This is a genomic window from Hyphomicrobium sp. (genome assembly GCF_035548195.1).
GTDB lineage: Bacteria > Pseudomonadota > Alphaproteobacteria > Rhizobiales > Hyphomicrobiaceae > Hyphomicrobium_B.
This window is the reverse complement of the sequence record NZ_DASZTY010000024.1, coordinates 194559-207699: the sequence shown is the minus strand read 5'-3', so window position 1 is coordinate 207699 and position 13141 is coordinate 194559. Positions and strand designations below refer to the sequence as shown.

Below are 13141 nucleotides of genomic sequence, written 5' to 3'. Positions count from 1 at the left end.
TTTGTTTCGCAGATATAACTCGTGCGGGTCGCGTTTAATGCGCGGCCCGCGTTTTTTTCATCTTGTTTGCGGGTGCCTGCGGCTCAACGACCGCGAATGGATCGAACGCATTTCCGTTGCTGCCGAGAAGCTCGGCGTATCTGATGTTGAGGAAAAGTTTTTCGCGACCAACTTTGACTTCCCGCAGCACGCCGATCGCGACGAGATGTTTCAAATCTCTTGACGCCTTTTCCCTGTGAGCGAGCCCCCGCTCGACGACGTTGTGAATGCGGCTATAGGGCTGCGTGAAAATCACGTCGACGAGTTCGCGTGTGTAAATTTTCGGTGCTGTGTCGCGGACATAAGCGACCGTCGCATCGATGAGGTCGTAAATCGCGCCGATCTTTGCTGCGGTCCATCGCGCCGTGCTCTCGATGCCGTCGAGCATATAGAGAATCCACGGCTCCCAAGCCTGCTTCGTCGTTACATCGAGAAGCAGACGATAGTAGTCGGCCCTGTTCGCAAGGATGTAGCGGCTGAGATAAAGGGTAGGGAGTTCGAGCAATCCTTGTTCGATGAGAAACAAGATATTGATGACGCGGCCCGTTCGGCCGTTGCCGTCGATAAAAGGATGAATGGCCTCGAACTGATAATGTCCGACGGCCATACGCACGATGGGATCCAACTCAGTCGCCTCATTGAGAAAGCGTTCCCAATTCGTGAGCAACTCGCGCAATAAAGTCTCACCCTCAGGTGGCGTATAAATAACGTCTCCGGTATTCGTATTTCTCAGCTTGGTCCCCGGAACACTGCGCACATCGAGATCGACACCCTTCAGTTCGGAACAGATATCGACAGCGGTTCGTGTAGAGATAGGCCGTTGCGCCAATGTCTTAAAGCCAAGCTGAAGCGCGGATCTGTAGCGCGACGCCTCCTTGGTTGCCGGGTCCGCATCACTATCATCGTTCAAACTGGCATCGCGAAACAGCGCGTCGCTCGTCGTGACGATGTTCTCGATCGCCGAACTGTCTTTCGCTTCCATGATCGGAATGGCGTTGATGAGCACAGTCTGATCAGGGATACGGCGGCCCCGTTCTTTCAGGGCGGCAAGCGCGGCATGAACCGAGGCGCATTTCTTTAAAACAGCCTTCGTCTCCAGGTCGCTTTGCGGCGGCAGTTCGGGCAAGTCGTTGTAGGGGCTCGCAGGGTCGAAGGCTTTCATTTGTCGTCAAATCCAGGTTTAGACGACACGTCATAAAGACATGTCGCCAACGACGACATATATCTTTAATATGTCGCAGAAATAGAAAAATTGCGACATATCAGACGGACGTGCCGCACGACACGACATATTCTCATAATATGTCGCAAAAATCAACTTTTTACGACATATAAGCGCTGGATGCCGACGACTTGACCAGCTTTTCCCTTTCAGGCTTTTAACGGCGCTAACCAATTCAAAATCCGAGAAAGAACGGCCCAATGGCCACCGAACGCTACAACGCACCCGACCGCGAACGCCATTGGCAGCAGGCTTGGGAAAAAAACGAGATTTTCCGGGCCTCCGAAGACCGCACACGCCCCAAATGCTACGTCCTGGAAATGTTCCCCTATCCGTCGGGGCGCATCCATATGGGCCATGTGCGCAACTATGCGATGGGCGACGTCTTCGCGCGCTACAAACGCGCCAAGGGCTTCAACGTCCTGCACCCGATGGGCTGGGACGCGTTCGGCATGCCTGCCGAAAACGCCGCGATGGAACGCAAGGTCCACCCCGGAAAATGGACCTACGACAACATCGACACGATGCGCGGCCAGCTGAAATCGATGGGGCTGTCATTAGACTGGTCCCGCGAAATCGCGACTTGCTCGCCGAGCTATTACCGGCATCAACAGAAGCTCTTCATCGAGCTGCTGAAGAAAGGTCTTGCTTATCGCAAATCCTCGAAAGTCAACTGGGACCCGGTGGACCACACCGTGCTCGCCAACGAGCAGGTGATCGACGGCCGCGGCTGGCGCTCCGGTGCGCTCGTCGAGCAGCGCGAGTTGACGCAATGGTTTTTCAAGATCACGGACTACGCCGAAGAACTGCTGAGCGACCTCGCGACGCTCGATAAGTGGCCAGAGAAAGTCCGGCTGATGCAAGCCAACTGGATCGGCCGCTCTGAAGGCATGCTGATCCGCTGGGCACTCGAAAAGGATACTGCGCCCGACGGATTTAGCGAGCTTGAAGTCTACACGACCCGGCCCGATACGCTGTTCGGCGCATCGTTCCTGGCCGTTGCCGCCGACCATCCGCTTGCGAAGGCCGCCGCAGCGAAGAACCCAGCACTCGCTGACTTCTGCGAAGAGTGCCGCCGCCTGGGAACCTCAGTGGCTGAAATCGAAGCTGCCGAAAAGCGGGGCTTCGACACTGGTATCCGCGCCGTCCATCCCTTCGACAAGGATTGGCAGCTCCCCGTTTACGTCGCGAACTTCATTTTGATGGACTACGGCACCGGCGCGATCTTCGGCTGTCCGTCCGGCGATCAGCGCGACATGGATTTCGCCACGCGCTACAAGCTCCCGATTGTGCCCGTCATCCTGCCGCCAGGAGAAAAGCCAGAAACCCTGGATCTCAAGGGGAAGGCCTACACGGAAGACGGCACGATGATCAATTCGCGCTTCCTCGACGGCCTGACGACAAAGGCGGCCTTCGAAGAAACCGCCAACCGCCTTGAAAAACAAAAGCTCGCCGGACGCCCTCAAGGCGCGCGCAAGGTCAATTTCCGCCTGCGCGACTGGGGCATCTCGCGCCAGCGCTATTGGGGCTGCCCGATCCCGGTTATTCATTGCGAAAAATGCGGCGTCGTTCCCGTCCCCGAGAAAGACTTGCCCGTTACGCTTCCCGAGGACGCGACGTTCGACAAACCGGGCAATCCCCTCGAACGCCATCCAACGTGGAAACATGTGAAGTGTCCGTCCTGCGATGGTGAAGCGACGCGCGAAACCGACACGATGGATACCTTCGTCGACTCGTCCTGGTATTACGTGCGCTTTACTGCGCCCGAAGCCGAAACGCCCGTCGACATGGACGCCGCGCATTATTGGCTGCCCGTCGATCAATATATCGGCGGCATCGAGCATGCGATTTTGCACCTGCTCTATTCACGCTTTTTCTCGCGCGCGATGTGCGACACCGGCCATCTGACCTTCGCGACCAATACGCGTGAGCCGTTCGCGGCACTCTTTACCCAAGGCATGGTCACGCACGAAACGTACAAATCGCAGGACGGACTGTGGCTCCTGCCGAACGACGTTCGCGTCGAAGGCGAAGGCGCCAACCGTCGGGCCATCGAAATCGCGACTGGGCGCCCTGCCGCCATCGGCTCCATCGAAAAGATGTCCAAGTCCAAAAAGAACCTCGTGGACCCGGACGACATCATGACCCACTACGGCGCCGATTGTGCGCGCTGGTTCATGCTGTCGGATAGCCCGCCAGAGCGCGACGTCATCTGGACCGAAGCCGGCGTCGCGGGCGCAGGCCGCTTCATCCAACGTGTCTGGCGTTTGATCGACGAGATCGCCGAAACATTCCCGAACAAACCCGCCAAAAGACCCGATGCCTTCGGTCCGGACGCTCTGGAGCTGCGCAAGGCTGCACACCGGGCGCTCGACCAGGTCGGCAAGGCCATCGAAGCCTTGCGATTCAACGTCGCCGTGGCGAACATTCATGAATTTTCGAATGTTCTCCAGGCGGTCCTAACCAGGAACGAGCCCGACCTCGCCTGGGCCGCACACGAAGCGGGCGCCCTCCTCGCCACAATGATCGGCCCGATGATGCCGCATTTGGCTGAAGAATGCTGGGCGCGGCTCGGTTACAACACGCTGCTCGCGAACGAACCGTGGCCGGTGGCGGACCCGGACCTACTCGTTGACGATCAAGTGACCATTGCCGTACAGGTGAATGGTAAGCGACGGGACGAACTCGTGGTTTCGCGTACCGCGAAATCCGAGGAGGTGGAAGCGGCGGCGTTGAAGCTTGATTCGGTAATCCGCGCGCTCGAGGGGCGGACACCGAAAAAAGTCATCGTCGTCCCGCAAAGGATCGTGAATGTCGTTGGCTGACGGGCTGTGGGGGCGAGATAGCGTACGCCGGTTGAAGAACCGGCGCGGTTTGCTATCGGCTTTGGGCTTAGCCACACTCTGCGTCTTGAGCGGATGCGGCGACGGCAGCACAGGATTCCGCCCGCTCTACGGATCGGCAGCACTCGGCGGTGCCGCCACCCAGGAGAAATTGGCGACGGTGGATGTGGCGCCGATTCCGGGCCGGGTCGGCCAGCGCATCCGCAACGAACTCATTTTCCAGACCACGGGCGGCGGAAAACCGGCCGAACCGCAATACCGCCTGGACATCGCCATCCGCGAGTCCGTTGTCTCCACGATGGTCCAGACGAATGGCAACGCTGGCGGACAGATCTTCAATATCGAAGCCTCCTACAATCTCGTCCGGCTGAAGGACAAAACCGTCATCGCTTCGGGCAAGAGTTTTGGCCGCGCTTCATATGATCGGGTAACGTCAATCTTCGCCAACGTCGAAGCCCGCCAGGACGCGGAAAACCGGGCGGCAGAATCCGTCGGCGAAGAGCTTCGTACGCGTCTCCTCGCAATCCTGGCGACGACAGCTTAAGACAAGCGCCACCTAGCGCTGCCGCTCGCTTCAAGCATCAAAGATGGTCACCGTTAAAGCCCACCAGGCAGAAGCCTTCATGAAATCGCCACCCCCGCGGTTGGCGGCGGCGCTTTTCTTCGGCACCGATCCCGGACTTGTGAGCGAACGCGCTGCCAGTCTTGCGAAAGCCCTCGCGGCCCGCGAAGACCCACCAGGCGAAATCCTCCGGCTCGACGACAGCGAATTGGATAACGATCCAGGCCGCCTCGAAACCGAGCTTCAAATGCGCCCTATGTTTACATCACGGCGCATCGTCCGCGCGATTGCTGGCAGGCGCATCTCCGCACAACTTCTGAAACCTCTCTTGGGTGCCAATCCGCTCGAAGGTCTGCTGATCGTCGAAGCGGCCAATCTCAAACCCGACGACGCGTTGCGGACACTTTTCGAAGCATCAGAGACGTGCTTTGCAGTCGCCTGCTATCCGGACAGTTCCGCCGATATCGATAATCTCATATCCGACGTGGTATCGTCGTTCTCACTGACCATCGACGGCGATGCCCGCGCATTGCTTCAAAGTCGTCTCGGCGCTGACCGGACGCTATCCCGCGCCGAGATCGAGAAGCTCGCTCTCTATTGCCTGGATCGCGAAACAATCACCCTCGCGGACGTCGAAAATATCGTCGGCGACGCCGCCGATCTCGCTCTCGAACGTATTGCCGAAGCAGCGGCCGAAGGACGAACCCAAGCGGCGATCACGGACTTCGGTCGCGCAATGGCTTCAGGTGAAAGCGCACAGGCGATTATTGCCGTACTACAGCGCTATTTTTTGAAGCTTCACAAAGTGAGAAGCGACGTCGATGCGGGTCAACGCTTGGACGACGCACTGAAATCGCTCCGTCCGCCGCTGTTCTTCAAGCAGCGCGATGTATTCTCGCGCCAGATCCGGAACTGGCCACGTACCGGGCTCGATCAGGCCCTGCGGCGCATCGCCGACAACGCCAAAGCAGCAAGGCTTTCACCCCGCCTCGAAAGGGTTTACGCCGAACGCCTGCTTTTGGCGATTTGCGCGCTAGCCTCCGCATCGTCTGCCGCGTCCCCTCGTCGCTAGAGCACGGGTTGCGACCGGCATCCCCCCCTCTATAGTGCCCCGCGACCGATCAAGGGGGACAACATGTCAGCGGCACGTTTTGACGTCATCGGAATTGGCAACGCAATCGTCGATATCATCGGCCGTTGCGACGAATCTTATCTCGCGACGATCGGCACTGCGAAAGGCAGCATGCGCCTCGTTGGCGCCGATGACATCAAAAAGATCTACGCGACGATGGGGCCCGCAACCGAAATTTCTGGCGGATCGGCCGCCAATACTATCGCCGGCGTCGCGTCATTCGGCGGAAAGCCTGCATTTATCGGCACCATAGCCGACGACGAATTCGGAAAAATATTTACGCACGATATTCGCTCGATCGGCGTGACCTTCGACGTAACGCCGTTTGCCAACGGCGCACCAACATCGCGATCGCTCATTCTCGTCACGCCTGATGGCGAACGTACTATGAATACGTTTCTCGGAATCTCGACCAGCCTCAGCGAATTTCAATTGAATCTCGATCTTATTCGCAATTCCGAAATCCTATATCTTGAAGGCTATCTCTTCGATGAATCGCAAGCCAAGCAAGCTTTCCGTAAAGCTTTGCAAACTGCAAAAGCCGCGGGCCGCAAAGTCGCCTTGACATTGTCCGATGGCTTTTGCGTTGATCGCCATCGCGATGAATTCATCGAACTCATCCGTTCCGGCATCGACATTCTTTTCGCCAATGAATCCGAAATAAAATCGCTATATCAGACGGAGTCATTTGATCTCGCTGCGGCAAACGCAAGCAAAGACGCCAAGCTCGCTGTCTTGACGCGAAGCGCCAAAGGCTCGGTCATTCTCAGCGAAAGTAATTCCATCGAAATAGCACCGGAACCAATTTCTGAACTCGTCGATACGACAGGCGCGGGCGACCTTTATGCGGCCGGATTTTTATTTGGCTATTCGAAAGGATATGAACTTCCAATTTGCGGACGTCTCGCAAGTCTGGCCGCCGCAGAAATTATCAGCCATATAGGCGCGAGACCGGAGATTTCGCTGGCGGAATTGGCGCGTCAAAAAGGACTCATTTGACCGATTTCAACTTTCGGGAAATAACAAAAGCCTCGTATTTCATATACCATTCCGCTGTGAACGATGTTCAAAACGAGACTATTTAGGGGGTATTTCGTGTCCAATTCGACGCGACATTTATTTTCCCTGGAATTGGAGAGTTTCTTCGCGCAATCTCAAATCAACGAATCGCTCCGTTTTCGAGGTTCGCCGATATGCTTCACACTCCCGTTCGTCGCGGCCGCCCGAAAGGCACCGGCATTGACGACAGCGAACGCCTTGCGCAGCTCGATGCGCTTTTAAGAATTCGGCCTGATTTACGTCCGACGACGGCTATCCGGCAAATGGGATATTCCGATCCGTCCGCCATCCGTCGCCTTCGAGATAAATATAAGATCTTCGCGCTCGGAACGCGGGCGACACTGAAGGATCTTGTTACATCTGCCACGTCGAACGAACAGACCCTAGCGGCAGCGGTGTCGCTGCAGGCGCGCTAATTCCAATACGAAATTTCGACGAACCTATTCTAACTTTCCAACTCCTGTAATATCTCGCGGGCCGCTGCCCCAAGCGGCCCATTTTTTTTGCGCGGTTTCGAAGTGAGTTAGAGCTTGCGCAACGACGCCACTTGCACGCGATGGCTCTCGCCTTTCTGCAAAATAAGCTGAGCGCGCCGTCGCGTCGGCAAGATGTTCTGTTCCAGATTTTTGAGATTGATCGTCCGCCAGAGCCGAAGAGCCGTTTTGCGGACGTCGTCGGGCGCCATCGCCGCATACTTATGAAAGTACGCTCCGGGATCGCGAAACGCCGTGCTCCGGAGCCGCATAAAACGCGTTAAATACCACTTTTCGATAACGGCCATATCCGCATCGATATAAATCGCGAAATCGATAAAGTCGGAAACAAACGGAATGGTTCCGCCGTCTTTCGGCATCTCCGCAGGCTGCAAAATATTGAGCCCCTCGATGATAAGAATATCGGGCTGCTCAATAATGACTTCCTGCCCCGGAAGAACATCATATTGAAAGTGCGAATAGACCGGCGCCGACACGCGGTCCACGCCCGATTTGATGTCGCCGAGAAATCGCAAAAGCCGCTCTGTATCGAAGCTTTCCGGAAACCCTTTGCGATCCATCAACCCGCGCCGTTCTAGCTCGGCATTCGAGTAAAGAAATCCATCCGTCGTCATGAGATCGACGCGCGGATGATCCGGCCAGCGTGCGAGAAGGGCTTTCAAGACACGCGCCGTCGTGCTTTTCCCAACTGCGACCGACCCGGCGACGCCGATGACAAACGGAACCTTCGTATCCTTCCGGCCGAGAAATTCTGAACTGACGGAGTGCAGTTTCTGAGCCGCCGCGACATAGAGATTGAGCAGGCGCGACAACGGCAGATAGATCTGCTCGACTTCCTCCACGGACACTTCTTCGATAATGCCCGAGAGCTGCTCAAGCTCGTGCGGATGCAGAGTCATCGGTGTGTCGGCACGAAGACGCGCCCACTCCTCACGCGTGAAAACGCGATAAGGTGAAAACACCGGGTTTTCGCTTTTCACATCGCCGCGCCGCGCCAAAAGCGTCTTATGGCCCGGCGCACGCGCTTTCACGACGCGCTCCCCGAGCGAGAAGCTTTCTCGGCAAGCCCCGAGGTTCCCATTCGTCCTTCAAGAACGTGCAGCACGTCGCCGAACGCGACACGCCGGCTCTCAAGCAAAACGAGCAAATGATAAAGCGTATCGGCGGCCTCGGCCTTCAGCGCTGAATCATCATCGCCCATGGCCGCAATGACCGTCTCGATCGCCTCTTCGCCGAATTTCTTGGCGCACCGCTCTGGACCCGCCGTCAACAGCTGAGCAGTATAGGATTTTTGCGCGCTATCGGACCGGCGCGACCGAATCAGCGCGGCCAGCCGGTCTAACGTGTTCGTTTCACTCATGAACTCAATCTCGCGGCACATCGGGCGGCCGCCATGCGTCCGCACATCATCAAGCCGCCGCCCGAGCGTCAAGCGGCGCACGCCAGAATTGCGGCGAAAAGCTTAAAAACTCAGCCGCCGCCGAGGCGCTGGCGAATATAATCGAGCTGATCGTAGTTGCCATAACGGATAACCAGCGTCCCGCTCTCTCCCGATCCGCGCCGGATTTCGACCTTAAGACCCAGAAGATCGGTGAGTTCTTTCTCGAATGCCTTTGTATCGGCATCCTTGTCCCGGGGCCGCCGGGCGACCGTCGTCGTCGTGTCGATGCCGAGGTCATGGACCAGTGCTTCCACGTCACGGACATTCAGACCATCGTCGATGATCTTCTTAGCCAACGCCTCGGCGTCGTCGCGTCCGATCAAAGCCCGCGCATGGCCGGCCGTCAGCCGCCCTTGTTGTACCAGCGACTGCACGCCGTCCGGCAACTTCAAAAGCCGCAAGGTGTTGGCGACATGGCTACGGCTTTTACCGATGATTTCCGACAACTTCTCTTGGCTGTAGTCGAACCTTTCTACGAGCTCGCGATAACCGGTCGCCTCTTCAATCGCATTCAGATCTTGCCGCTGAACGTTTTCGATAATCGCCAGCTCAAGAAGCTCGCGGTCCGTCAGCTCACGAATAATAACTGGAATGGTGTGGATGCCGGCCTTCTGCGCCGCCCGCCAGCGCCGTTCGCCCGCAACAATTTCATAGCCGCCGCCAGCACCGTTTGGGCGCACGACGATCGGCTGCACAAGGCCCTTGGTACGGATCGATTCAGCAAGTTCTGCAAGCTCATCATCCCGAAAATCCTTACGCGGATTAAGCGGACTCGATTTGACTTCGGCGATGGACACCATCCGCTGCTCGCCTTCGGGCGGCAGATGATGTCCCAACGGGGCGGGTTCTCCGATCAAAGAGGCGAGGCCGCGGCCGAGTCGGCTCTTCGGTACAACGGAGTTCATAGGCTGGTCATCCCCCACTAAATAAATCTCGAACTCAAGATATCAGCGAACGGCCCTTTTTTAAGCGGCCTTGAAACGTTTTTCCCGTTCGATAATCTCGGTCGCCAATCGAATGTAAGCTTGGCTACCGGCGCAATCGTAGTCGTATAAAAGCAGCGGTTTGCCGTGTGACGGCGCTTCTGCGACGCGCGTATTTCTCGGAATCATCGTCTCGTAAACCTTTGGACCGAAGAAGGCGCGAACGTTCGACGCGACTTCTTTCGACAACGCGGTGCGCTGATCGTGCATCGTCAGAACGACACCCTGAATTTCGAGTCGCGGATTGAGTGTCGCGCGAATTTGTTCGATCGATTCCTTGAGCTGCGAAATACCTTCGAGCGCGAAGAATTCGCATTGCACCGGAACAAGCACCGCATGCGCGGCCGTCATCGCATTAAGCGTCAAAACGTTGAGCGACGGCGGGCAATCGATCAGCACATAATTGAAATGCGTGTCGGCGGGCCGATTACGCTGCTGCCCAACGAGCGCAGTCACGGCATCGCGCAATTTGAAAGGACGAGCTTGCGGATCGCCGCCGAGCGCGCCCTCGATTCCGACAAGATCGCTATTCGCCGGAACGACGAAAAGATTGGGCACCGCTGTCTTTAAGACGGTATCGAGAATCGTGGCATTGCCGGTCAAAATATCGAATGAGGTTTTGAAACGCGTTTCCGGGTCGATGCCGAGCCCCGTTGAAGCATTCCCCTGCGAATCGAGGTCGAGCACGAGCACACGCTCGCCGATAGCGGCAAGCGCAGTCCCTAAATTGATAGCCGTCGTCGTTTTACCGACGCCGCCTTTCTGATTGGCGATGGCGATCACGCGCGGACCCGCGCTTGCACCGCCCGCGCCTGAAACATAGCCAGCCACGGGGTTACTCCTCCCTCTTGGGCTTCAACGCCTTGAGCAACACCACTCGGGCATATTCGTCCGTTACACTTGGCTTCAGCTCATAATCGAACCGCCAGCTCTGCGCGGCTTGCTCGATTTCGGCCGCAACCTCCCGGCCTTTGAGGAATAATCCAAGCGTCTTGGACTCAAAGTACGGCGCCGACATCTCAAGCAACCGCGGCAGCGGAGCGAGCGCACGCGCCGTAATACAGTCGACGGACTTTACTTTAGCGCGAGTCTCGGAATTTTCGATTCGCATGCACAGGATGTCCACAACGATACCCGTCTTGCGGGCCACTTCACGCAAGAAAGCGGCTTTACGCGCGTCGCTTTCCACCAAGATATGGTGAGTCGCGCCTGCTTCGGCACCAAGAATTGCGAGCACAAGCCCGGGGAATCCGGCGCCGGACCCGATATCGAGCCAGACACGGGCGCTCGCGGGCCGAAATTGCCACAGCTGCGCACTGTCCGCGAAATGCCGCTGCCAGGTATCATTCAACGTACTTGGCGCAACCAAGTTGATCGTCTTTTGCCATCGGCCCAGGAGCTGGGCATAAGTCGTTAAACGCTCTAGCGTTTCACGTGAAATTCCGAATTTTCGCCCGAACGATTCGGCCGAGTCGACGATGCCCTCCTGTCCCATCAGGCTGACTTGCGTTGCCGATCGGACTTGAGACGCGCCAAAAGCGTTAACAAGGCCGCAGGGGTGACCCCTTCGATCCGTCCAGCCTGGGCAATCGAGGCCGGCCGATATTGAACTAATTTCTGACGAACCTCAGCAGAAAGACTTGGAATACCGGAATAATCAAAGTCAGCCGGGATACTGACAGCCTCATCGCGCTTGAGCTGCGCCACATCCTCGTCCTGACGGCGAAGGTACGCGGCATAACGGGCATCGACGGCAAGCTGCGCCGCAATTCGAGGATCGAGATTGCCAAGCTCCGGCCAAATCGGAAGCAAGCGGTCCAGCGAGATGTCCGGAAACGCCAAAAGCTCGAAGGCTGTCCGGCGCCGACCGTCTCGATTGACGGAAAGCCCGTGGCGTGCAGCTTCCGTGGGCGTCAGCGACAGCCCGTTTAACAGCTTGAGGCCGTCCGCAAGAGCTGCGGTTTTAGAGCCAAACTTCGACTGCCGGTCGCGCCCGACACAGCCCAGCGCAATCCCAGCCCCCGTCAGCCGCTGATCGGCGTTGTCGGCCCGGAGACGCAATCGGAACTCAGCCCGCGACGTAAACATCCGATACGGCTCGGAAACCCCGCGCGTCACGAGATCGTCGACCATCACGCCGAGATAGCCCTGGGTACGCGACACGACGAACGACTCTCGCGCACCTCCCGCAGCAAGTGCCGCGTTAAGTCCCGCAAGGAGCCCCTGCGCACCCGCTTCCTCATACCCAGTCGTGCCGTTGATCTGTCCCGCGAGAAAAAGCCCCGGCAAGCGTTTTACTTCTAGCCCCGGAGTCAACTCTCGCGGATCGACATAATCGTATTCGATCGCGTAACCGGGCCGCTTGATGATAACGTTTGCGAGGCCCGGCATCGTTTTGAGAAATGCCTCCTGTACCTCCACCGGCAACGAGGTTGAAACACCATTTGGATAGATCGTATCGTCGTCGAGGCCCTCTGGCTCCAAGAAGATCTGATGCGAAGACCGGTCGGCAAAACGCACGATTTTGTCTTCGATCGATGGGCAATACCGCGGACCGATACTCTCGATTTGCCCCGAATGCATAGGCGAACGCGCAAGATTTGCGCGGATGATGTCGTGCGTTTCAGGTGTCGTATAGGTGATCCCGCACGCGATCTGCGAAGTCGTTATCCGCTCTGTCAGGAAAGAGAACGGCACGGGCTCGTCATCGGCCTTTTGCATTTCAAGGCCCGACCAATCGATCGAATTCTTATCGAGCCGCGCCGGCGTGCCGGTCTTCAACCGGCCGAGCTTGAGCCCCAGCGCGTAGAGCCGATCCGAAAGCTTCAACGCGGGCGCTTCCCCGGCGCGTCCGGCGGGGATTTTCTGTTCGCCCATGTGAATGAGGCCGTTGAGGAACGTGCCCGTCGCAAGAACGACGGCCCCGGCACGCAAAGTCCGGGCATCTGCCGTTAAAACACCCGTGACCCGGCCACTGGTGACGACCAGATCCTCAACACCGCCCTCAATGACATCAAGGTCCGGGATGGCCTCAATTTCCGCCTGCATCGTCTGGCGGTAAAGCTTCCGGTCCGCCTGCGTGCGCGGTCCATGGACGGCCGGACCTTTTGATCGGTTGAGCAGCCTGAACTGGATTCCAGCAGCGTCCGCAACCCGGCCCATTAAGCCGTCGAGCGCATCGATCTCGCGAACGAGGTGGCCCTTTCCGAGCCCGCCGATCGCCGGATTGCACGACATTTCGCCCACTGTCGCGAAAGAATGGGTCACGAGCGCCGTACGCGCGCCCATCCGAGCCGCGGCAGCCGCTGCCTCAGCCCCGGCGTGCCCGCCGCCGACCACAATGACGTCATAGCTTCGCGAATTCAT

At 57.8% G+C, this 13141-nt stretch carries 12 protein-coding genes; 5 read left to right on the top strand and 7 right to left on the bottom strand.

Features of this window, described 5'->3' with window-relative positions:
• Window positions 1-34: 34 nt before the first annotated feature.
• Complete coding sequence (fic, locus tag VHB22_RS09465) at window positions 35-1201, bottom strand: protein adenylyltransferase Fic (protein ID WP_325456720.1); 1167 nt, start codon at window positions 1199-1201, stop codon at window positions 35-37.
• A gap of 260 nt (window positions 1202-1461) precedes the next feature.
• Between fic and leuS the strand changes: the two genes are divergently transcribed.
• From leuS to VHB22_RS09440, 5 genes are all read left to right on the top strand, one after another.
• Window positions 1462-4086, top strand: coding sequence for a leucine--tRNA ligase (leuS, locus tag VHB22_RS09460; RefSeq protein ID WP_325456719.1), 2625 nt, complete (start codon window positions 1462-1464; stop codon window positions 4084-4086).
• Window positions 4073-4648 carry a hypothetical protein gene (locus VHB22_RS09455; RefSeq protein ID WP_325456718.1) on the top strand — a complete coding sequence of 192 codons (576 nt, stop codon included), beginning with the start codon at window positions 4073-4075 and terminating at the stop codon, window positions 4646-4648. Before leuS ends, VHB22_RS09455 begins: the two co-directional genes overlap by 14 nt.
• A gap of 43 nt (window positions 4649-4691) precedes the next feature.
• Window positions 4692-5738 carry a DNA polymerase III subunit delta gene (gene holA / locus VHB22_RS09450; protein ID WP_325456717.1) on the top strand — a complete coding sequence of 349 codons (1047 nt, stop codon included), beginning with the start codon at window positions 4692-4694 and terminating at the stop codon, window positions 5736-5738.
• Window positions 5739-5801: 63 nt separating this feature from the next.
• Entirely contained in the window at window positions 5802-6797 is a 996-nt protein-coding gene (locus VHB22_RS09445; protein WP_325456716.1) for an adenosine kinase, read from the top strand.
• A 194-nt stretch (window positions 6798-6991) separates the two neighbouring features.
• Complete coding sequence (locus VHB22_RS09440) at window positions 6992-7273, top strand: hypothetical protein (RefSeq protein ID WP_325456715.1); 282 nt, start codon at window positions 6992-6994, stop codon at window positions 7271-7273.
• Between the two features lie 107 nt (window positions 7274-7380).
• Here the strand turns inward: VHB22_RS09440 and coaA are convergent, their stop codons facing one another.
• The 6 genes from coaA to mnmG form a co-directional block, all read right to left on the bottom strand.
• Window positions 7381-8349, bottom strand: coding sequence for a type I pantothenate kinase (coaA, locus tag VHB22_RS09435; RefSeq protein ID WP_325456741.1), 969 nt, complete (start codon window positions 8347-8349; stop codon window positions 7381-7383).
• 29 nt (window positions 8350-8378) lie between these two features.
• Entirely contained in the window at window positions 8379-8711 is a 333-nt protein-coding gene (locus tag VHB22_RS09430) for a phosphoribosyl-ATP diphosphatase (protein WP_325456714.1), read from the bottom strand.
• Between the two features lie 110 nt (window positions 8712-8821).
• Window positions 8822-9697, bottom strand: coding sequence for a ParB/RepB/Spo0J family partition protein (locus tag VHB22_RS09425; RefSeq protein ID WP_325456713.1), 876 nt, complete (start codon window positions 9695-9697; stop codon window positions 8822-8824).
• A 60-nt stretch (window positions 9698-9757) separates the two neighbouring features.
• Complete coding sequence (locus VHB22_RS09420) at window positions 9758-10606, bottom strand: ParA family protein (RefSeq protein WP_325456712.1); 849 nt, start codon at window positions 10604-10606, stop codon at window positions 9758-9760.
• A 4-nt stretch (window positions 10607-10610) separates the two neighbouring features.
• Window positions 10611-11270 carry a 16S rRNA (guanine(527)-N(7))-methyltransferase RsmG gene (gene rsmG, locus VHB22_RS09415; RefSeq protein WP_325456711.1) on the bottom strand — a complete coding sequence of 220 codons (660 nt, stop codon included), beginning with the start codon at window positions 11268-11270 and terminating at the stop codon, window positions 10611-10613.
• Complete coding sequence (mnmG, locus tag VHB22_RS09410) at window positions 11270-13141, bottom strand: tRNA uridine-5-carboxymethylaminomethyl(34) synthesis enzyme MnmG (protein WP_325456710.1); 1872 nt, start codon at window positions 13139-13141, stop codon at window positions 11270-11272. Before mnmG ends, rsmG begins: the two co-directional genes overlap by 1 nt.